Genomic DNA, 21,715 nt, shown 5'->3' on the forward strand with positions numbered 1-21,715 from the left:
AGTTGCGGGAAGTCCCGGTTGAACAGGCGGTTGGCCTGGTTTTGGCTCATGATATGACGCAAATTGTACCTGGAAAATTTAAGGGAGCTGCTTTTCGCAAAGGGCATGTGATTCAAGAAGAAGATATATCCCGCCTTTATGATATGGGTAAGCGACATATTTATGTCATGGAGATAGATGCAGGAGAACTGCATGAAGACGAGGCGGCAGTTCGCATGGCTACTGCTTTGGCGGGCCAGGGAGTTCTTCTTGCACCTGTACATGAGGGAAAGGTCGTTTTAAAGGCAGCCACTTCCGGTATGCTTTGGGTGGATAAGCGTCGAGTCACGGAAATGAACGAGATCGACGAAATCTCTATTGCGACGAAGAAACCATATTCGCATGTGGATGCGGGAGAATCGGTTGCCGGACTCAGGCCAATCCCGCTCGTCATTGCTGAAGAGAAGATTGCCCATGTGGAACGTACGGCAAGAGAAGCGGTAGGCGGTATGGCGATGATAGATGTGCTTCCGTATAAGCCGCAATGTATTCATTTAGTCACCACAGGCAGTGAAATTGCCAGCGGACGTGTGCAGGATCAATCAGGTCCGATTCTCCGCGAAAAAATGGCCCGCTATGGTCTGGGTATAGCACAGCAGGTATTTGTGGGCGACGACACGTCAGATATTGAACAAGCGATTCGCAGTGCGCATGCTGCAGGAGCCACTCTGATTTGTGTGACAGGTGGCATGTCGGTTGATCCGGATGACAGAACACCTTTGGCCATTCGAAATAGTGCAAGTCAAGTGGTGAGCTATGGTACGCCTGTTTTGCCCGGATCTATGCTGATGCTCGCCTATCTGCGTGAAACGGTTATCTTTGGTCTGCCGGGTGCCGTGATTTTTGACAGTAAAACTTCGTTTGATTTGCTTCTGCCGCGCGTTTTGGCGGGTATTGCCATCACAAAGAAAGACATTGCGCAGTTGGGAGTAGGTGGCTGGCTGAATGCCTGATGAAATGCGTGTAGCGGGTATCGTTGGCTTTTCAGGGTATGGGAAAACTACTTTGATTTGCCGGCTTGTCCAATATCTTGCCAGTCAAGGTCAGCGAGTGGCTGTTTTCAAGCATGATGGACATTTAGAGCAGTCCTATTCAGAAGAAGTATGGCCAGACTGGCAGAAGCCGGGCAGTGATACGGATGTCTACGCGCGTGCAGGAGCGGCTTCCACTGTCCTCTTTGCTGCAGGTCACAGCCTTTACTATCAGCGCCTGGCGCAGCATGCTTCTTCCTCACCAGTATCGTCGGTTGAACAGGCTAACTATTGGCTGGAACGGCTTGCGATGCAGTGTCAACGGCCGCAATTTGTATTGGTCGAAGGCGTCAAAGATGCGCCTTGGCCAAAATTAGCTATAGCGCCTGATGAGCGACGTCTGCTGGAATTATTGCGTATTCCCATGAGCAATCTGCGCGCAGTTGTTTTATGGAATCACTCTGAAAGCCAGTTGGACAAGGAGTGTAGTTTTGGAGATATGAACCTGATATCCAGCCAAACGATTGCTGGTGGTGCTGCTTTTTTGGGCCTGCCTGTTCTGCCGGCAGACCAGCCACGACAATTGCTTGAGGCGCTGGGTTGGGAGTCAATGTGAGATGAGTATGGAATAGTAGAATTCTATGATTTTCAAAAAACCTAATTTTTTTTGTTGAGTGCCTTGCAAAGATGGGCTTAAGTCGCTATCATATTCACTGGTGTTAGCACTCAGGTTGATTGAGTGCTAACAAATGAAATGATGTTGACAATCAAGGAGGGTGTTCACATGCTGAAGCCACTCGCAGATCGCGTCGTGGTGCGTCCTGTAGAACGCGAGGAGAAAACCGCCAGCGGAATTTTCCTGCCGGACAATGCCAAGGAAAAGCCGCAAGAGGGTGAAATTATTTCTGTGGGTCCGGGCCGTTATGAAGACGGCAAACGCATTGCGCTTGACGTCAAAGTTGGGGACCGCGTCATTTACTCCAAGTACGCTGGGACAGAAGTGAAAGTGAACAACGAGGAAGTGCTGATTTTGCGCGAGAGCGACATTCTCGCGATTGTAGAAAAGTAATCTGCAACGAGACAGGGAGGGACTTTTGAATGGCAAAGGAAATCAAGTTTAGCGAAGAAGCTCGCCGCGCCATGCTCCGCGGTGTCGATGCTTTGGCTGACGCTGTAAAAGTTACGCTTGGACCTAAAGGCCGCAACGTGGTGCTTGAGAAGAAGTTTGGTTCGCCGCTCATCACCAATGACGGTGTCACCATTGCAAAAGAAATTGAACTGGAAGACGCTTTTGAAAATATGGGCGCACAGTTGGTCAAAGAAGTCGCTACCAAGACGAACGATGTAGCGGGTGACGGAACCACTACAGCGACTGTACTTGCTCAGGCCATGATTCGTGAAGGCTTGAAGAATGTAGCTGCTGGCGCAAACCCCATGGTGCTTCGCCGTGGTATTGAAAAAGCTGTAGCTGCTGCTGTAGAAGAAATCAAGCGCATTTCCAAACCTGTCGAAGGCCGCAAGAACATTGCCGAAGTGGCTGCAATTTCTGCCGGATCGGAAGAAGTTGGCGTATTGATTGCAGACGCTATGGAGAAAGTTGGCAAAGACGGCGTTATTACAGTGGAAGAGTCCAAAGGCTTTACCACGGAGCTTGAAGTCGTTGAAGGTATGCAGTTTGATCGCGGCTACATTTCTCCTTACATGGTTACTGACACGGACAAAATGGAAGCGGTTCTGGAAGAACCCTACATTCTGGTCACTGATAAGAAAATCGGCAATATCCAAGAAATCCTGCCCGTTTTGGAGCGCGTGGTTCAGTCTGGACGTCCGCTGCTCTTGATTGCGGAAGACGTAGAAGGCGAAGCACTGGCAACTTTGGTTGTCAACAAGCTGCGTGGAACCTTTACAGCTGTGGCTGTCAAAGCGCCTGGCTTTGGTGATCGCCGTAAGGCGATGTTGCAAGACATCGCTATCCTCTCCGGTGGCCAAGTTATCTCTGAAGAACTGGGTCTTGAACTGAAGAATACCACGATGGATATGCTGGGTCGCGCTCGTCAGGTGCGTGTTTCCAAAGAGAACACCATCATTGTGGACGGCAATGGCGACAAGACTGAAATTGAAGCTCGCATTAAGCAGATTAAAGCTCAGATTGAAGAAACCACCTCTGATTTCGATCGCGAGAAACTTCAAGAGCGTTTGGCTAAATTGGCCGGCGGCGTTGCAGTCATCAAGGTTGGTGCTGCTACAGAGACCGAGTTGAAAGAGAAAAAGTTGCGTATTGAAGATGCGCTCAACGCAACTCGCGCTGCTGTCGAAGAAGGTATTGTAGCGGGTGGCGGTACTGCGTTGGTCAATGCGATTGCTGCTTTGGACAAAGTGCAGGCTACTGGCGACGAACTGACGGGTCTCAACCTGGTTCGCAAAGCTCTGGAAGCTCCAGTTCGCCAGATTGCTGACAATGCTGGAGTCGAAGGTTCCATCATTGTTGACCGCCTCAAGAAAGAGGAAGTTGGCTTTGGTTACAATGCAGCTACAGGCGAATGGGTTGACATGATTAAGTCAGGTATTGTCGATCCGGCTAAAGTAACGCGTTCTGCTCTCCAAAACGCTGCTTCCGTGGCTGCAATGTTCCTTACCACCGAAGCTGTTGTGGCCGACAAGCCGGAGAAAGAAAAAGCTGCTGGCGGCGGCATGGGCGGCATGGGCGGTATGGACGGCATGATGTAATTTTGTGCAGACTGGTTTGGTTGTCTGCCAAAAAATCGGTGTCCCTGATGGGCGCCGATTTTTTTATGGAAAGAGTATCTGTGCTTGTTACCGCCAAATCGAATCTACTAGTCTGCGAAATCTTTCAGTCGGCAGGGATGTGAATTTGTGATAGATTGGAAGTGAATGATGAGGAAGGGGACGCGGCTGTGAAAGAAAAACGGATCGAAACAGAAGAGTGGAATCCACTGCTGCTTCCGCTTAAAGACGGATTGGCGAGTGTGGTTGTGGGCAAGGAAAAGGTTTTGAAATTGCTTTTAACGGCACTTTTGGCCAGCGGCCATTGCTTGATTGAGGATGTTCCTGGTGTGGGCAAGACGATGCTGGTCAAGTCATTGGCTAAATTGCTGGGTTGTGATTTTAAAAGAATTCAGTTTACACCAGATCTTTTACCTTCGGATGTCACGGGCGTATCTATTTATAATCAACGAACGCAAACTTTTGAATTTCGTATGGGGCCCATCTTTGGCCAGTTGGTTCTGGCAGATGAAATCAACCGTACATCCCCCAAAACGCAGTCCGCCCTGCTTGAAGCGCTTGAGGAAGAAGCGGTTACGGTGGACGGAGAAACGTATACGTTGCCTTCCCCTTTTTTGCTGCTAGCTACAGAAAATCCAATTGAATTTGAAGGGACGTTCCCGCTTCCCGAAGCGCAATTAGACCGTTTTATGATGAAAATTCACATGGGGTATCCATCGCCTGAAGAAGAACTCGTTATTTTACAGAAGCATGGTGCTGGTTCGCCATTAAAAAATCTTTCACCTGTGGCGAGTCCCACAGATGTACTCAACTGGCGGAATGAAGCCACGGCTGTGCATATGGAAAAAGAATTGCAGCAATACATTGTCACTCTTGTGCAAAATACGCGAAGGTTGGACAAATTGTTGCTTGGCGCTTCACCACGTGCGGCGATTGCACTGCAAAAAGCTGCCAAGGCACTGGCGTTTGTTTCAGGAAGAACGTATGTAGTGCCAGACGATATTCGCTATTTAGCTCCTTACGTGTTGAGTCACCGTCTCATTCTTGCTCCAGAAGCACGTTTGAATGGTGAAACAACGGAAGTGTTGATTGAGGAGGTGCTGGCCCGGGTTGCGATTCCTTTTCTACAGGGGGCCAGGGTTTAATGCGTCAAATCGTGGCTGTGGGTCTCAATTTGATTTTGCTGGCCGCACTTTATGTCTTTAGCCGCGTTCAGGGAGGATTTTTTTCTTGGTTTCTTTTTTATAGCGCTTCTTTTCTCTCGTTATACGAATGGGGAACAAGTGCATTCTCTTTGAATGGGGTAAACGTGGACTGTCGCATTTCAACGCACCGTTTGACTGCTGGACAATCGCTCCAACTGGAGTGTCAAATTGAACGCAAAAGTTTCTGGCCACTCCTCTGGGTGCGCCTCTCCGTAGAGACACAAAGCACGGTGGCTAACCTTCCATCGAAATGGATAGCGATACGGTTGCCACTTTTGTCTCGCCAATTTTCCTGTCGATTTACTCTTGACAATGCAGCCCGAGGCATTTACACATTTTCTGCAGTTTCCATAGAAACGAAGGATGTTTTTGGCTGGCAGAGCTTACGGTTTGAACAACCGTACATGGAGCGTGTGCTGGTGGTGCCGAAATCTATCACAGTGCGTGATTGGAAACCGCTTGCTACGGAACTGGGTGGTGCTGAACAGACTATCCGACAGCGGACCGAGGAAGCCAGTAGTGTGGTGGGGGTTCGCAGCTATCAGCCAGGTGACAGGCTCAGCCGAATTCACTGGCCCGCTACTGCCCGGCGTCATATGCTGCAAGCGAAAGAATTTGAAAGGCAGTTAACCATTCATCTCACATTTGTCATTGATGCCGCTGTTTTGTCGTACGCAACATTACCCGGGCAGACGTTTGAGCGAGCTTTGGAAATTTGCGCAAGTTTGATGCGCTATGCAAAGGAGCGGCAACAGCGTTTCACGCTGCTGTATCACTTGGGAGCACCTTGTTTATTACCAACCGGATCGAGCGACATTTTATTGATTCGGGCGATGGACAAGCTCGCAGAACTTCAACCGCGAGAATCAACGCCATTTGCTGTGTCGTTGCGCCGACTGGATAGTTTAGCTGCTGCTGGTAGCACGCTGGTGATTATTTCACCAGCGTTGACAGAAGAAGTCATGCAAGTGCTGACGTCCGTACGGCGACATCATCCTATAGAATGGATAATACCGATGGGTTATGCGGATGTAAGCCCAGCCACACAGCGCTGTGTTCAACAAGCAGCAAAACTTGGCGTACGTGTACGCCAGGTGCCAGCCACAACCATGCTCTCGCAGTCTATTCAAGCAGGAAGGGAGGGGCTAGGACGTGAGCGATACTAAAGTGGCTCATGTATCGCGGGGTGTCCGTTTGGCCATGGGTTGCCTGGCGGCTATTTGGCTCTATCTCTTTTTGCCGCCTATGGCTGCGCTTCAACTCTTACGCACTCCCGCTTCTTTCTGGATATTGTTGTTGCCCCTTGCCATCGTCACCCTCTTTCCGTCTCGACTTTTGCGTGCAGTTATCAGCCTGCTCGCTTCCTATGCCTACACTTTCTCTTACTATACCAACCATGCCGGGTTTACAGCGTTGCGCGAGCTTCTGAAACGTGAGCGAAAAGAAATGTTGTGGCTCCTTCAGCAGCATCATTTGGTCGATCCGCTTGCCACTCAGTTGTTTCTGTTTTTGCTGGCTGTTCTCTTTTGGTTAATTGTGTATGCCAGTCAGCATCGCCGTTTGTGGATTCTCTATAATTTGCTGGGTGTAATGGTGCTTGGAGTGATAGATGGCAATACCAAAGTCCATCCCAATATAGAACTTGTATGGATGCTCTTGCTTTTTGCAATCGTTCTCAGTTTGCATGGGCTGCGTCCAATATTCGCTGAAGGAAAGATGTTTGGATTGTGGGGACTGCGGTTGTTTACCCCCATGATTCTGCTCTTTGTTTGTTGTGCGGGTGTTGCTTTTGCCTTACCCAAACCGAAGGCGGCCTGGCCTAATCCATTGCAACATTGGATAACTTCCACACCGTCTGGGGTTGGACGCAGTCAGCAGACACCGGAACATTTTGTCGGTTATCAGTTAAACGACAGCCGGCTTGGAGGTCCTTTTGTCGAAAATGATACGCCTGTGCTTGACATTACGGAGTCCTTTCCGACTTATATCGAAGGTCAGGTTCTATCGACGTATACTGGACACGGTTGGATCAGTGCAGGCATCAATGGCAATGAGGCCAGCAACGTCAAGTTAAACCAGGTTGTCTACGGCGGGACATCTGATGCCTTGCAGCAGTTTCAGACACGCGAGAATATCCAAAATATACAATTGGTTGAATCTCTGCCTACCCATGTGCTGCCAGCTGGATATTTATTAAAAAAGGTCATACAGTTCCCTATGCAGGTCCCCGCTTTTGTTTTCGATCATTTACAAGGAAATCTTTATGCGCCACAACTTCCGGTAGATAGTAGCTATACTGTAGTCAGTGAGCAATTGGTTCATCCTTATCAAACTCTGGCTCAACATCCAATTTCATTAAATGGATTGAATATAGAACTTCCCGATTCGGTGGCAGAGCATGATTTGCAACTGCCTGCTGAATTGCCGCGTTCGGTATATCAATTAACCCAAAAAATTATTGCCGGATCGGCCAATGAATACAGTGCTGTGATGGATGTTATGCATTATTTGCAAACGCATTATAGCTACCATACGCAAAATATTCCCATACCGGGTCCGCATCAAGATTATGTAGCTCAATTTTTGTTTCAATCGCGGCGGGGGTATTGTAATAATTTTTCATCGTCCATGGCCGTCATGTTACGTACAGTAGGAATTCCAACGCGCTGGGTTACTGGATTTACAGCGGGTCAGGAAATTTCCTCTGGAGACAATGGTTCTATGCCCACCTATCAAATTAGTGAGAGCGATGCCCATTCTTGGGTCCAGGTTTATTTTCCAGGCTATGGATGGGTTCCCTTTGATCCTACGCCTTCCTACCATATGCCGTTTGCCCCGAATGTAACGGCGGGTTTGACTGGATTAGGATCGAGCTATGCGAAAACGCCTGCGAGTAGTCCTGCCATGAAACAACAGAATCCAACATCCACAAGAAGACGGGCTATTCCTATTCCTGGCGCACGCTTCCCATCAGTCAAGGCGTCTGTCTCATCTCAAGGCACTACTTTTCCCTGGTTGGCATTACTGATCTCGCTGGTAGGATTGGCAGCGCTCATGGTGGTTATCATCTTCTGGGGATTGCGCCGTCGTCGCCCGGAACGCACCTTGCGTGACTGGCAGACGTCTGATGGCAAACTATCTGCTCGGCCCATGGTCGTTTTAATTCGGCATTTGCAAAGAGTTGGGTGGTTGCCGAATCATCGCCAGTCTACTTTGCGCGATCTCGTTCAATTAGGAGAGCGTACACGCGCGGGTCGGGAAGGTATGCTGGAATTGGTGCGGACATTGGAGCTTCACTGGTACGGCAAACAACCGCTCGGACGTCGCAAGAGAGAGCGTCTGTTGGAATTGTGGCAGCTTTTTTATGCTGGCGTTGACAGGCGTACGAAAAAAGGTCGCCGCCGCAATGCGCGCACGCGTTGACCATTAGGCTTGCACTCTGTAGAATGAGGGGCGAATCAGCGCTTGTCCATACACAGTGGACATCGTGACACCAGGGGAGTGGAAATCACAAGTGTCCCAGCATGAAACGGTAGTGGTGATTGATTTTGGCGGTCAGTACAATCAATTGATTGCTCGCCGCATTCGCGATATGCAAGTGTACTCTGAACTTTTGACACCTACAGTCAGTGTGGAAGAGTTGCGAGCGCGCAACTTGAAGGGCATTGTCTTTAGTGGTGGTCCTAATAGTGTTTTTGCACCAGGTGCACCAACGGTAACACCGGAAGTTTATCAACTTGGCGTCCCCATTTTGGGTATTTGTTATGGTATGCAATTATTGGCTAAACATTTTGAAGCGCAGGTTCATCGTGGACTGGTTCGCGAATATGGACGCTCACAATTGCGACTAGAGCCAGAGCCGTCTGTACTTTTTAATGGATTGCCTCAACAACAGTCAGTCTGGATGAGCCATACGGATGCCGTTCAGGCTGTACCGCCGGGCTTCCAATGTGACGCTCGCACAGATAATGGAACGATTGCTGCCATGAGTCATAGAGAGCGGCAATTTTATGCTGTTCAGTACCATCCGGAAGTGCGCCATAGTGAATACGGCCTCGATTTGTTGCGAAATTTCCTCTTTGAAATCTGTGGTTGCAGCGGCGATTGGACAATGGACAATTTGATTTCCGAAAGTGTGTCTGCGATTCGTCAGCGTGTAGGTGGTGAACGAGCGCTCTGCGCCATCTCTGGAGGCGTGGATTCGGCAGTTGCGGCAGCGTTGGTACATCGCGCCATTGGTGAGCAACTGACGGCTGTTTTTGTCGATCACGGTCTTTTGCGAAAAGGCGAATCTCAACAGGTGATGGAATCACTTGCTGGCGATTTGGGAGTGCATGTGGAACGCATTGATGCTCGCCAGAGGTTCCTTGGTCAATTGACAGGAGTTAGCGATCCGGAGCAGAAACGAAAGTTGATTGGCACCGAGTTTATTCGTGTCTTTGAGGAAGCTTCAGAGCGCCTCGGACCATTTTCTTTTCTGGTTCAAGGAACCCTTTATACGGATATTGTGGAGTCAGGTACAGCGACTGCGGCTACGATTAAGTCGCATCACAATGTGGGTGGATTGCCGGAAGATATACGTTTTGAATTGGTTGAACCGTTGAAAGAATTGTTTAAAGATGAAGTGCGGGCGTTAGGAGAAAAACTTGGATTACCCGCAGCGCTTGTGCATCGTCAACCCTTTCCGGGTCCCGGTCTTGCTATTCGAATTATTGGCGACGTGGATGAAGAAAAGTTGTCTCTTGTTCGTGAATCAGATGCCATTCTTCGCGACGAGATTGCTAAAGCTGGACTGGATCGAGAGATTTGGCAGTACTTTACTGTTTTAACCGGAAATCGTTCTGTGGGTGTTATGGGTGATGAACGGACGTACGGATTTACAGTAGCTGTGCGTGGTGTAGTCTCGCAAGATGGAATGACGGCGGATTGGGCGCGTATTCCATATGACGTGCTAGAACGTATTTCAACTCGCATCGTTAACGAGGTACCGGGAATTAACCGTGTGGTTTATGATATCACTTCCAAACCTCCAGCAACGATTGAATGGGAGTAAAGTCAAGGAGAGGAGATTCTCGCATGATTCAACACATGGTGATGTTTCAATTTAGAGAAACGCTGAATGATGAAACATGGAGCATGGTCGAGCAAGGCGCAAGCAAACTCTCCAAAGAGATTCCCGGTATTCTTGGCATGCAGATGGGGAGAGACTTCAGTGGTCGTGGACGAGGTTTTAATGTTGGATTGACGGTACAATTTGTGAATCGAGAAGCGTTGGCTGCTTACGGTCCACATCCTGCACATCAAAGTTATGTGGAACATCTTCGTCAACTAGGAATGGAAGATTTAATAGTCATCGATTTTGAAACGGAAGGGAACGTCTGATACAGGCGCTCCCTTTCTTCATCATGATATTAAGACAATATAGTGGACACTCCAGAACGGAGAAATTAAGCCATGTCGAGCACAATTGGACAGTGATCGCTTCCGTATACATGAGCATCGATTTGAACGTCCATTATCCGATCTCGCAAGCGGTTGGATAGCAAAAAATAATCAATTCGCCAACCGATATTACGTTCGCGTACTTTAGGCATATACGACCACCATGTATAGGCTTCCGTCCGATCCGGATAGAGATAGCGAAAAGTATCGGTAAAGCCCGAGTCTAGTAGCAGAGTCATTTTGTTCCGTTCTTCGTCAGTAAAACCCGAGTTCCCCCGATTCGATTTGGCATTCTTAATATCTTTTTCCTCGTGTGCTACGTTCAAGTCACCACACGCAATGACGGGCTTGATGGCATCCAGATTCAGTAAATACGCACGAAACCTGTCCTCCCATTCCAATCGATAGGCCAAACGAGACAAATCGCGTTTGGCGTTAGGGGTGTAAACGTTGACAACATAACAAGATGGAAACTCCAATGTTATGATGCGCCCTTCAGGTTCTAGGTTTTGTTCAATTCCGTAGTAGACAGACAGAGGGGGGGTTTTTGTAAATATGGCGGTTCCAGAGTAGCCCTTTTTTTCAGCATAGTTCCAATATGTCTGATATGTATCGCCTATATCTAATATAATTTGTCCCTGCTGCAACTTCGTTTCCTGTATACAAAAGACATCAGCTTGGATGTGATGAAAGTAATCCAGAAAACCTTTATTTACGCATGCGCGCAAACCATTGACATTCCATGATACCAGTTTCAACCATGCCAGCCTCCTTGTGCGTCAAAAGCATCATACACCGATTTGTACGATCTCGGCTGCTTCTAAAAAAAGAAGATTTGGCTGATTGGTTGTAATTTTCTACCACAAACTACTTTCGTCGTGATTTTTTGGCCAATCGGTAAGCGCGACTGCGCCGTTGAATCAGTCTATACATAGAGAGGTCACTATGAAGGCGTGCGAACAGCGCATGACTAGGACCTGTGTTCTCCTCTATAATCCAAATTCGCCCTGATGAGTCTAAGGCTATATCCAATCCGAGTTCTCGGTAAGTTTGATAATTATCCAGATGCTTTGCAGCGAGTAGTGTAATTTGAATCATTTCTTTCTTGACGTTAGCAATCTTTTGGCTGTCCCAGTGAAAGCTGTGACGTAAAGCGGCATCGACTGTTATCACATAGCCGTGGCTGCGAGCAACGTTGGTGACGACGCTGTGTTTACCAGCCACTTTTGCCAGCATCCCAGAGAACAACCAGCGACCACCCGGCTTTGCTTTTTGTGCCATCGAACGAATATCAAAAGGAGAACCCAAATATTCGGCCAAATCTATAGCTTGTTGGATAATATAACGTTCCCGACGAAGGGCTGTTTTTTGCAAGTGAAGGTGAAGTTTTTCTATAGAAGTAAAAGCCATTGCCGGATGAGTCGTTTCTTTTAACCAAAACCTTCGCTTGGCTTGCCAAACTTTATAAATATCACGTCCGCGTGAGCCTGCTGATGGCTTGATATACACTGCCTGATAGCGGTTGAGAAAATGCTTTAGTGCGCCGAATGAATAGCGGCGTGTTTCTGGCAAATAAGATCGCAAAAATGGGTGTCGACGAAAGTATTGCCACAAAAGATACTTTCCCATCTCAGGTTTTCGGTTGTTATGCATCGGTCAGTTCCCCCAGACAATGGTCATCGTATGTTGCATTAGCGCATGAGGGAACGGCAAAAAGGCAAAATTGTGTAGACAAACCTATAGAGCCATGAATGGCGAACATTCTGTATCAATTTATAAAAAATGTTCGGGTTTAAGTTTTTTCGTGGTAACATAGAGAGGAACAGGGCCAACTGTAAAATGGCCATTATGAGGGGGAACAAGAGTGATCGATCGCTACTCGCAGCCGGAAATGGCAAACTTGTGGACGCTTCAAGCGCGTATGGAATGGTGGCTGGAGGTTGAGAAACTGGCAGTGGAAGCGTGGGCACGCCTTGGAGTGGTGCCTCGTGAAGATGCTCAGAAAATTCGTGACAACGCGCGTTTTGATGTCCATCGAGTGTTGGAGATTGAACAGGAAACACGACACGATGTGGTGGCATTTACACGTGCTGTTTCAGAATCACTGGGGCCTGAGCGAAAATGGGTGCATTATGGACTGACATCCACGGATGTGGTGGATACTGCTCTCTCAGCTCAATTACAAGGCGCCGTCAAGTTGATAACTCAAGATATAGAAACCCTGTTAGTCACTCTTCGCCAACTTGCGGACAAGCACCGCCATACCATCATGATGGGACGTACACATGGTGTTCACGCTGAACCTACCACATTTGGACTCAAAGTTGGTCTTTGGTACGCAGAGATGCTGCGCAATATGGAGCGTTTTCAAGCTGCTGCTGAACGGATGCGTTACGGAAAGATTTCAGGCGCAGTGGGGACTTACGCTAATGTCGATCCGTTTGTAGAGCAGTTTGTTTGTGAGCAGTTGGGTCTTAAACCTGCTCCAATCTCTACACAGACGTTGCAGCGCGATCGACATGCAGAATTTCTCTTTACCCTTTCTCTCATAGGAACTACGTTGGACAAAATAGCAACAGAAATTCGGGCTCTTCAAAAATCGGAAATTCGCGAGTTAGAAGAGCCATTTTATAAAGGTCAGAAAGGTTCTTCCGCCATGCCACATAAACGAAATCCTGTCTCTTGCGAACAGATTTCGGGATTGGCTCGGGTTTTGCGCGGCTATGTGGTACCGGCGCTGGAAGACGTTGTTTTGTGGCATGAACGAGATATCAGTCATTCCTCCGTTGAACGAATTGTTTTTCCGGACGCTACCATTTTGCTGGATTATATGTTGAACAGAATGAACCGGATTTTAGGAGATCTTACAGTTTTCCCAGAAAACATGCTGCGCAATATGGAACGTACGCATGGCTTGACGTTTTCGCAACGTGTTTTAACGATGCTGATTGATAAGGGGATGGCGCGCGAAGAGGCTTACGACATTGTCCAACCTCGCGCCATGCAAGCATGGGAAGAAGGGCGTTCTTTTAAAGACATCATTTCTTCAGTTCCCCAGGTTCGCGAGTTGTTGACGCCGGAAGAACTGGACGAGTGTTTCAACCCGGCTTGGCATACCAAACATGTGGATATGATTTTAGAGCGTCTAGGCATTTAAGATGTTGCCCACCACAGGGTTTTCACCAATTTGCGAAGGAGGTTTGCGCGTATATGGAAGTACTGGAGCAGATCTATGAGGGCAAGGCAAAAAAAGTATTTGCAACCGATCACCCAGACTACTATCTGGTTCGCTATAAAGACGACGCTACCGCTTTTAACGGAGAGAAGCGCGGAACAATTAAAGGAAAAGGCGAGATTAACAACCGTATGAGCAACTTGCTTTTTCAATATCTCGCAAAGAACGGGGTTCCCAATCATTTTGTCGAGGAAGTGTCGGCATGCGAAACCCTGGTGCGTCGAGTCGAGATTATTCCACTCGAAGTGGTGGTGCGCAACTTGGCTGCAGGTAGTATGGCCAAGCGACTGGGATTGGTTGAAGGAACACATTTGGATGAACCTATTGTGGAATTTTATTACAAAGATGATGCTTTGGGAGATCCGCTAGTGACAGAAGACCACATACGAGTTTTGCATATAGCAACACCGCAAGATGTGGAAGAACTTCGCAATCGGGCTCTGGAGGTAAACCGCTTGCTGCTTGCTCAATTTCTGCAATTGGGTGTACAGTTGGTGGATTTTAAGTTGGAATTTGGTTTTGCAGAGGATGGACAAATTCTTCTGGCAGATGAGATTTCTCCAGACACTTGCCGCTTTTGGGATATAGAGACAGGTGAAAAATTGGACAAGGATCGTTTTCGGCGCGATCTTGGCGGTGTGGAAGAAGCGTATCAAGAAATGTTGCGTCGATTGTTAACAGGAGGTGCTCAATCATGACAACGTATCGAGCGCAAGTGCGCGTTTGGTTGAAACCGAGCGTATTTGATCCGCAGGGTAATGCGGTGGAGAAGGCGCTTTTGACACTTGGATTTGCGGGTATTGAAGAAGTGCGTATAGGCAAATCCATGGAATTTTTAGTGACAGCAGACAATCAGGAATCGGCGGAAGCTATGGTTGATCGAGCTTGCCGCGATGTGCTCTGCAATCCTGTTATGGAGATGTACACGTTCACTTTGGAAGCGAGGCAGGAAGCATGAAATGGGCGGTTATTGTCTTCCCTGGTTCCAACTGTGATGAGGATGCGCAACAAGCCATTATTCGTGTAACAGGGGATGAAGCTACGCTGGTCTGGCATCAAGAGACGTCATTAGCAGATTACGATGCGATTGTTTTGCCAGGAGGGTTTTCTTACGGAGATTATTTGCGAAGTGGAGCTATTGCGCGTTTTGCGCCGATTATGAAAGCGGTGCGCGACAAGGCGGTACAAGGAACTCCGATTATTGGTATATGTAACGGATTTCAGGTGTTAACTGAAGCTCATCTGTTACCGGGAGCACTGCTGCGAAATCGCGACTTGCATTTTCATTGCAAAATGGTGGAACTTCGTGTGGAAACCAATCGTTCACCGTTTACGGCAGCTTATCAGCCAGGAGATATATTACGTATCCCCATTGCGCATGGCGAAGGGCGATATTTTGCTGACTCGGCTATTCTTCATGAACTGCAGGAAGACCATCGAGTCGCGTTTCGTTATGTCGACAATCCAAACGGATCGTCCGAAAGTATTGCGGGGATTCTTAGCAAAGAACGCAATGTGCTAGGTCTCATGCCGCATCCAGAGCGGGCGGTAGCCGATTTTATGCGTTCTACCGATGGAGCGGGCGTATTTCGCTCCATTCATCAATACGTGACAGAACGGGAGGGCGCACATGCACACTGAACCTACAGCAGAGCAGATAGAACGTGAAGGAATTTATCGTTCGCTTGGACTGACTGATGCGGAGTATGCGCAAGTTGTGGAAAAACTTGGACGCCTACCGAATTATCTCGAAACAGGATTGTTTGGTGTCCTTTGGTCGGAACATTGTTCATACAAAAGCTCGCGGATTCATCTCAAAAAATTTCCTACCGACGGACCGCAGGTTTTACAAGGACCGGGTGAAAATGCGGGTGTTGTGGATATTGGCGACGGTATTGGCATTGCCTTCAAAATGGAAAGCCACAATCATCCCTCGGCCGTAGAACCCTATCAAGGCGCCGCTACAGGTGTGGGTGGCATTTTGCGAGATATTTTTACTATGGGAGCGCGACCCATTGCTTTCTTGAATTCGCTGCGCTTTGGGCCGCTTGATGATGCACATACGCGCTACTTATTCGGGAATGTGGTTGCTGGAATTGGTGGATACGGCAATTGCGTCGGGATTCCAACCATTGGCGGGGAAGCCGTATTCGACCCGTCTTATCGACACAATCCACTCGTCAATGCCATGTGTGTGGGCCAGTTACCAGCAGACAGAATTGTCAAAGGCGCGGCGAGCGGGGTAGGAAATCCAGTTTTTGTTGTTGGTAGTCGTACGGGTCGAGATGGCATTCACGGTGCGACATTCGCATCTGCGGAAGATCCGCACGCCAAAGAGCGTTCCGCTGTGCAGGTGGGCGATCCTTTTTTGGGCAAGTTGCTCATGGAGGCTTGTCTGGAGCTAATGGCGACAGGCGCAGTAGTTGGTATTCAGGATATGGGGGCTGCTGGATTGACATCGTCTTCTGCTGAAATGGCGAGTCGAGCTGGCGGTGGTATAGAGATGATGCTCGATCGCGTTCCTTGTCGGGAAGCAGGGATGACACCTTATGAAATGATGCTTTCCGAGTCACAAGAGCGCATGTTGGTGGTCATGGAGAAAGGGAAAGAAGAACTGGCTTTCCAGATTCTTCGCAAGTGGGATTTGCAAGTGGCAGAAGTGGGCAGAGTCACAGATGACGGACGTCTTCGTCTGTATTTTCACGACGAAGTTGTGGCTGATGTGCCTGTGCGTTTGTTGGTGGATGAAGCGCCCGTTTATGACCGTGAAATTGCGGCTGTTTACGAGCCGCCAGGTGCTCATGTCGCTTTACCACCGGATCCGGTCAATTATCAGTTGGAACTGGAGAAGTTGCTCGCACATCCGTCAATCGCCAAGAAACAGTGGATTTATCATCAATACGACACAAGTGTGCGGGCTTCTACCGTCTTTGGACCTGGCTATGACGCAGCCCTGGTACTCGTGCCGGACAGCGAGAAACTTGTCGCTATGGCGTCTGATGGTAATGGCCGCTATGTATATTTGAATCCTCGCGTTGGTGGAGCCATTGCGGTAGCTGAAGCCTGCCGGAATGTCGTTGCAGCAGGCGGTGTGCCACTGGCTATCACCAATTGTCTCAACTTCGGCAATCCCGAGAAGCCTGAAGTGATGTACCAGTTTTCCCAGGCTATTGAAGGCATGAGTGAGGCTTGCCGAGCGCTTTCTGCACCCGTAGTTTCCGGCAATGTTTCTTTTTATAACGAAACTGGTGGAGAAGATATCTATCCCACTCCGGTCGTCGGCGTTGTTGGTGTGGTGGAGAACAGTCAGTTGGCGACACCTTCCGAATTTTCGGAAGCGGGTTTGGCCGTTTATCTGGTGGGGAATTTGTCGGATGGTTTGGATGGCTCTCTGTACTGGCAAATGAAAGCTCAGCAAGCCGCAGGAGATGCTCCCTCATTTGACTTGGCAACGGAAGTCAAGGTGCAGCGTTTTGTTCAACGTGCCATTCGCGAAGTAGGAATTACAGCGGCTCACGATATCAGTGAGGGTGGTTTAGCAGTAGCGCTTGTTGAAATGGTGGAAGAAACAGCTCCGATTGGTATGACAGTCAGCTTGCCAGCAGGATTTCAATTGCCCGGAGTACTGTTTGGAGAAGCTCAGAGTCGTTTCTTGATAGCTGTTCAGGCTTCCAAAGAAAACATGCTCCAAGATTTAGCTTTCACTCTCCACACGCCGCTTTTGCGTTTGGGAGAAACAAATAGCAGTGGTGAATTGGTCATTTCTATAGACGGTGAATCATCGCCAGCTATTCAGGCTAATTTGCATGAGTTAAAGAAAATTTACACATCAGCGCTGGAAAATAACATGAACCAATCTTGGAGGTGAGGCGCGGATGCTATCAAAAGATTGTCCAACAGCATGGGAGACATCTAGCAATCTAGAAGAAAAAGCGGATCGGCCTGTTGAAGAGTGTGGCGTGTTTGGTATTTTTCAGCATGAGAAAGCTCCAGAACTCACTTATTTTGCGCTGATTGCGCTTCAGCATCGTGGGCAGGAGGCGGCTGGCATGGCTGTCATGTCAGTCGACGGTATGCACAGTCACAAAGGCTTGGGACTGGTGTCAGATGTGTTTGCCAATGGGAAATTGTTAGAGTTGTCTGGTGTAAACGCCATTGGTCACGTACGGTACTCTACTGCGGGCGAAAATACGATACAAAACGCTCAGCCCATTACTGTTGCTACGCATCGTCATCATCTTGCTATTGCCCACAACGGGAATCTGGTCAACGCTCGTCAATTGCGAATTGGGTTGGAATTGGAGGGCAGTTTATTCCAATCCACCAGTGATACAGAAGTTATTGCGCACCTCATCGCCAGATCGGGAGAAGAAGAGATGGTTTCGGCTGTAGAGTCAGCGCTGCAAGACATATCAGGCGGTTTTGCGCTGGTCATGCTGACAGATGACCAATTGATTGCTGCGCGCGATCCGTTTGGCCTGCGCCCGCTGGTGCTTGGTGAGCTGGATGGAAGTTACTGTCTAGCGTCTGAAACCTGTGCTTTGGAGACGATTGGAGCCCGTTATTTGCGCGATATTGAACCAGGAGAATTGATTACCATTCAATCCGATGGGATCATCAGCAGACGTTTTGCCGAACCGCGGCAACGACGCATGTGTACGTTTGAATATATTTATTTTGCGCGTCCGGACAGCGATATAGACGGATACAATGTGCATGCAGTGCGAAAAAAACTTGGGAAAATTTTGGCAGAACGCCATCCTGCGGATGGTGACATTGTGATTGGTGTACCTGATTCTAGTATTTCTGCTGCTTCGGGATTTGCGGAAGCGAGCAAGATTCCTTTTGAAATGGGATTAATTAAAAACAAATATATTGCGCGTACATTTATTCAACCTTCTCAGGAATTGCGGGATATGGGTGTGCGCATGAAGCTGAACGCGGTGCGAGGCATCGTGGATGGCAAACGTGTTGTGTTAATTGACGACTCGATTGTACGTGGTACAACCATTCGCCGCATTGTACAACTTTTGCGAAACGCTGGTGCGACTGAAGTGCATCTGCGTATCTCTTCTCCACCATATAAGAATCCTTGCCATTATGGGATTGATACAGCCACTCGCCGGCAACTGATTGCCGCGACTCACAGTGTGGAGGAGATTTGTCGGGAAGTGGGAGCAGATTCGCTGGAATATATGACTGTTGAAGAGTTGATGGAGGCGTTTCAATTTTCTGGCCCTCACGAACATGCGCCTTTTTGTAATGCTTGCTTTACAGGACGTTATCCCACTGATTTGCCAGATCAAGAAAAGGACAAGGCTGGAACTGGCGAAACAGGTTCGTTCGTTGCTACAGCAACGAGGCCATCCTATATAGAGAAAGGCGGTCGGGGTGCGTGAGTGAAGATGTATACAAAGCGGCAGGTGTAGATATAGACGCTGGCAATGAAGCGGCCAAACGATATGCTCGTTTAGCTCGGACTACCCAGACTTCTGGAGTGCTGGGGCGAATTGGCGGTTTTGCAGGCGGGTTTCAACTCGATTTGCAGGCTTTTCCTAAACCTGTTCTTTTTTCAGGCACCGATGGTGTTGGAACAAAATTGAAAATCGCTTTTGAACTAAATCGACACCATACGATTGGAATTGACTGTGTTGCCATGTGTGTCAACGATATTCTCACTGCTGGCGCTACGCCGCTTTTCTTTTTGGACTACCTGGCGGTAGAACGCTTGTCTGTGGATGTGGCAGAAGCGGTTGTAGGAGGCGTGGCAGAGGGATGTCGGTTGGCTGGCTGTGCTCTGGTTGGCGGTGAGACGGCAGAAATGCCAGGTATGTATCATTCTGGTGAATACGACGTGGCTGGATTTGCGGTAGGGGTTGCCAACCGTGATCGGATTGTGGATGGAAGCCTTGTTCAGGAAGGCCATGTACTGCTTGGCTTAGCTAGTAGCGGTATGCATAGCAATGGTTATTCGCTCGTTCGTAAAATCGTTGCCGATCAGCGACTTTCTTATACGCAGACGTTCCCTGGCAGCATGATGAGTCTTGGCGAAGCCTTGCTGCAACCTACACGAATTTATGTCAAACCTGTGCTCGAAGCTCTCTCTTTGGGTCTGCCCATTCACGCCATGGCTCACATCACAGGAGGCGGGTTGATTGAAAATGTACCGCGTTGCTTGCCGGAAGGATTAACCGTCCAATTCGACTCCAGCGCATGGTCTTTGCCGCCTCTGATGACGTTCTTGCTGGAACAGTCCGGTCTATCTTTACGTGCTGTGCAGCGCGTCTGGAATCTTGGCATTGGTTATGTGCTGGTTGTTCCCAAAGAATCCGCAACTTCTTGTCTTGAATGGTTCAGGGCGGCGGGGGAAACGGCCTATCCCATCGGTCAAGTGATTGCTGGAGAGGAACCTGTCTGGAACTAAATTTGTTCGGGAGCATCTGTTGATTTTCAAAGCAGAAAGGTGATGTGTCATGGCGCGTTATGCACTTGTCAGCGTTTTTGATAAAACAGGTGTGGTGGAGCTTTGTCAGCGTTTGGTTGAACTGGGTTACGGCATTTTGTCTACGGGTGGGACAGCCACTCACTTACGCAATGCTGGTCTAGCTGTGAAGGATGTGGAAGAGCATACAGGTTTTCCGGAAATGCTGGATGGCCGCGTCAAAACCTTACATCCGCGTATTCATGCAGGGTTGCTTGCTTTGCGCAATCATCCGCAACATCAAGAAAGTCTGCGTCAACATCAAATCGATCCAATTGATTTGGTGGTTGTCAATCTATATCCCTTCACAGATACAGTATCCCGTCAGGACGCTACGTTTGAAGAATGTATTGAAATGATTGACATTGGTGGACCTTCCATGCTGCGGGCAGCAGCAAAAAATTTTCATGGTTGTATACCTTTGGTCGATCCGGCGGATTACAAATGGGTTTTGGACAAGCTGGCGGAGGACAGTTTAACCGCAACGGATCGACAAAAATTAGCTGCTAAAGTGTTTGCCGTGACAGCCGCTTATGATGGTTTTGTAGCAGATTATTTGCTGCGTGCAGAACATACAGCCGTAGTTTCAGATGATAAGTCAATTTCATCCGAGTTTCCGATGCAGTTTCATTATGTTGCTATCAGCAAACAGTCGTTAAGATATGGTGAAAATCCTCATCAGGCTGCACATTTTTATCGCGATCTGCAAGCTTCCCCGGCAAGTATCGCTGCTGCTCAGCAATTACAAGGCAAAGAATTGTCGTACAACAATATCCAGGACGCTGATGCAGCGATTCAAATTCTGCGCGGACTCGATGATTTGCAAACAGCAGCGGTTGTTGCTGTCAAGCATATGAATCCTTGCGGTATTGGCCTTGGTGAAACACTGGAAGAAGCTTATGCACGCGCGTATGAGGCCGATCCAGTATCTATTTTTGGCGGCATAGTTGCTTTGAATCGCGTGGTTAATCGCAGTGTGGCTGAAAAAATGGCAGAACTTTTTTTGGAAATTATTATTGCTCCTGACTTTACCAGTGAAGCGTTAGCCGTTTTGGCACGTAAGAAAAATGTTCGTTTATTGACCGTGGATATGCTCAAGCCTCTTCATCAGCCGGGTGATGTAACCTTTCGGCGTGTTAGCGGCGGCCTTTTGGTGCAAGAAGTAGATACGTTTGTCAGTTCCCCGAAAACATGGAGAGTCGTAACTCATCGTGCGCCTAGTGAGGAAGAATGGCGGGCATTGCAGTTTGCCTGGAGAACAGTGCGTTATGTGAAATCAAATGCCATCGTAGTGGCTAATGCTTTTCAGACTCTTGGCATTGGGCCTGGTCAAACCAATCGCGTAGGAGCAGCAGAGATTGCGTTACGCCAAGCTGGTAGCAGGGCGGTTGGCGCTGTACTGGCCTCTGACGCATTCTTCCCTATGCGAGATACGGTGGATGCCGCTGCCTCTGCAGGTATTGCGGCCATTGTTCAACCTGGCGGTTCCATTCGCGATGCGGAAAGTGTGGAGGCTGCCAACGAGAAGCAAATTGCCATGGTGTTTACAGGAGAACGGCATTTTCTTCACTAAACCATCCAAATTGCACTGCGATTT

Annotated in this window: 19 protein-coding genes; 17 read left to right on the forward strand and 2 right to left on the reverse strand. The window is 48.5% G+C overall.

Going from position 1 to position 21,715, the window contains the following annotated elements; genetic code table 11:
* The first annotated feature begins 53 nt into the window (after positions 1-53).
* The 9 genes from FY534_RS01220 (at position 54) to FY534_RS01260 (ending at position 10,342) form a co-directional block, all read left to right on the forward strand.
* Complete coding sequence (locus FY534_RS01220) at positions 54-992, forward strand: molybdopterin-binding protein (protein WP_203115496.1); 939 nt, start codon at positions 54-56, stop codon at positions 990-992.
* A complete protein-coding gene (locus FY534_RS01225; protein WP_072873980.1) occupies positions 985-1,626 on the forward strand; it encodes a molybdopterin-guanine dinucleotide biosynthesis protein B in 642 nt (213 codons plus the stop codon). Before FY534_RS01220 ends, FY534_RS01225 begins: the two co-directional genes overlap by 8 nt.
* Positions 1,627-1,794: 168 nt before the next feature.
* Complete coding sequence (gene groES, locus FY534_RS01230; RefSeq protein ID WP_072873979.1) at positions 1,795-2,079, forward strand: co-chaperone GroES; 285 nt, start codon at positions 1,795-1,797, stop codon at positions 2,077-2,079.
* A 29-nt stretch (positions 2,080-2,108) separates the two neighbouring features.
* The gene (groL, locus tag FY534_RS01235) at positions 2,109-3,737 is read left to right on the forward strand and encodes a chaperonin GroEL (protein ID WP_072873978.1); all 1,629 of its coding nucleotides are present in this window, start codon (positions 2,109-2,111) and stop codon (positions 3,735-3,737) included.
* Positions 3,738-3,925: 188 nt separating this feature from the next.
* Positions 3,926-4,900 carry an AAA family ATPase gene (locus FY534_RS01240; RefSeq protein WP_238413606.1) on the forward strand — a complete coding sequence of 325 codons (975 nt, stop codon included), beginning with the start codon at positions 3,926-3,928 and terminating at the stop codon, positions 4,898-4,900.
* On the forward strand, positions 4,900-6,126 hold the full coding sequence (locus FY534_RS01245; protein WP_072873977.1) for a DUF58 domain-containing protein: 1,227 nt from the start codon (positions 4,900-4,902) through the stop codon (positions 6,124-6,126). Before FY534_RS01240 ends, FY534_RS01245 begins: the two co-directional genes overlap by 1 nt.
* Positions 6,113-8,383 carry a DUF4129 domain-containing transglutaminase family protein gene (locus tag FY534_RS01250; protein WP_072873976.1) on the forward strand — a complete coding sequence of 757 codons (2,271 nt, stop codon included), beginning with the start codon at positions 6,113-6,115 and terminating at the stop codon, positions 8,381-8,383. Before FY534_RS01245 ends, FY534_RS01250 begins: the two co-directional genes overlap by 14 nt.
* Before the next feature lie 91 nt (positions 8,384-8,474).
* Positions 8,475-10,013 carry a glutamine-hydrolyzing GMP synthase gene (guaA, locus tag FY534_RS01255; protein ID WP_072873975.1) on the forward strand — a complete coding sequence of 513 codons (1,539 nt, stop codon included), beginning with the start codon at positions 8,475-8,477 and terminating at the stop codon, positions 10,011-10,013.
* 23 nt (positions 10,014-10,036) lie between these two features.
* Entirely contained in the window at positions 10,037-10,342 is a 306-nt protein-coding gene (locus FY534_RS01260) for a Dabb family protein (RefSeq protein ID WP_072873974.1), read from the forward strand.
* Between the two features lie 65 nt (positions 10,343-10,407).
* Here FY534_RS01260 and FY534_RS01265 read toward each other — a convergent pair whose 3' ends face one another.
* On the reverse strand, positions 10,408-11,160 hold the full coding sequence (locus FY534_RS01265) for an exodeoxyribonuclease III (protein WP_072873973.1): 753 nt from the start codon (positions 11,158-11,160) through the stop codon (positions 10,408-10,410).
* A 109-nt stretch (positions 11,161-11,269) separates the two neighbouring features.
* On the reverse strand, positions 11,270-12,055 hold the full coding sequence (locus tag FY534_RS01270) for a YheC/YheD family protein (RefSeq protein WP_072873972.1): 786 nt from the start codon (positions 12,053-12,055) through the stop codon (positions 11,270-11,272).
* 211 nt (positions 12,056-12,266) lie between these two features.
* On the opposite strand from FY534_RS01270, the gene purB reads away from it, so the two are divergent.
* From purB to purH, 8 genes are read left to right on the forward strand one after another with little or no spacing between them, the layout of a single operon-like run.
* Positions 12,267-13,559: an adenylosuccinate lyase gene (gene purB, locus FY534_RS01275; protein ID WP_072873971.1), complete on the forward strand. Its 1,293-nt coding sequence runs from the start codon at positions 12,267-12,269 to the stop codon at positions 13,557-13,559.
* 53 nt (positions 13,560-13,612) lie between these two features.
* Entirely contained in the window at positions 13,613-14,335 is a 723-nt protein-coding gene (purC, locus tag FY534_RS01280; protein WP_072873970.1) for a phosphoribosylaminoimidazolesuccinocarboxamide synthase, read from the forward strand.
* Positions 14,332-14,595, forward strand: a complete 264-nt coding sequence (purS, locus tag FY534_RS01285; RefSeq protein ID WP_072873969.1) for a phosphoribosylformylglycinamidine synthase subunit PurS — start codon at positions 14,332-14,334, stop codon at positions 14,593-14,595. The genes purC and purS overlap by 4 nt, the downstream gene beginning before the upstream one ends.
* Positions 14,592-15,278 carry a phosphoribosylformylglycinamidine synthase subunit PurQ gene (gene purQ, locus FY534_RS01290; protein WP_072873968.1) on the forward strand — a complete coding sequence of 229 codons (687 nt, stop codon included), beginning with the start codon at positions 14,592-14,594 and terminating at the stop codon, positions 15,276-15,278. The genes purS and purQ overlap by 4 nt, the downstream gene beginning before the upstream one ends.
* Positions 15,268-17,505 carry a phosphoribosylformylglycinamidine synthase subunit PurL gene (gene purL / locus FY534_RS01295; RefSeq protein ID WP_203114943.1) on the forward strand — a complete coding sequence of 746 codons (2,238 nt, stop codon included), beginning with the start codon at positions 15,268-15,270 and terminating at the stop codon, positions 17,503-17,505. Before purQ ends, purL begins: the two co-directional genes overlap by 11 nt.
* A 7-nt stretch (positions 17,506-17,512) precedes the next feature.
* On the forward strand, positions 17,513-19,036 hold the full coding sequence (gene purF, locus FY534_RS01300; protein ID WP_203114944.1) for an amidophosphoribosyltransferase: 1,524 nt from the start codon (positions 17,513-17,515) through the stop codon (positions 19,034-19,036).
* Positions 19,033-20,061, forward strand: coding sequence for a phosphoribosylformylglycinamidine cyclo-ligase (gene purM / locus FY534_RS01305; RefSeq protein ID WP_203114945.1), 1,029 nt, complete (start codon positions 19,033-19,035; stop codon positions 20,059-20,061). Before purF ends, purM begins: the two co-directional genes overlap by 4 nt.
* 49 nt (positions 20,062-20,110) lie before the next feature.
* On the forward strand, positions 20,111-21,691 hold the full coding sequence (gene purH, locus FY534_RS01310) for a bifunctional phosphoribosylaminoimidazolecarboxamide formyltransferase/IMP cyclohydrolase (RefSeq protein ID WP_203114946.1): 1,581 nt from the start codon (positions 20,111-20,113) through the stop codon (positions 21,689-21,691).
* Positions 21,692-21,715 lie beyond the last annotated feature (24 nt).

Source organism: Alicyclobacillus sp. TC, assembly GCF_016804365.1.
Lineage (GTDB): Bacteria > Bacillota > Bacilli > Alicyclobacillales > Alicyclobacillaceae > Alicyclobacillus_I > Alicyclobacillus_I tolerans.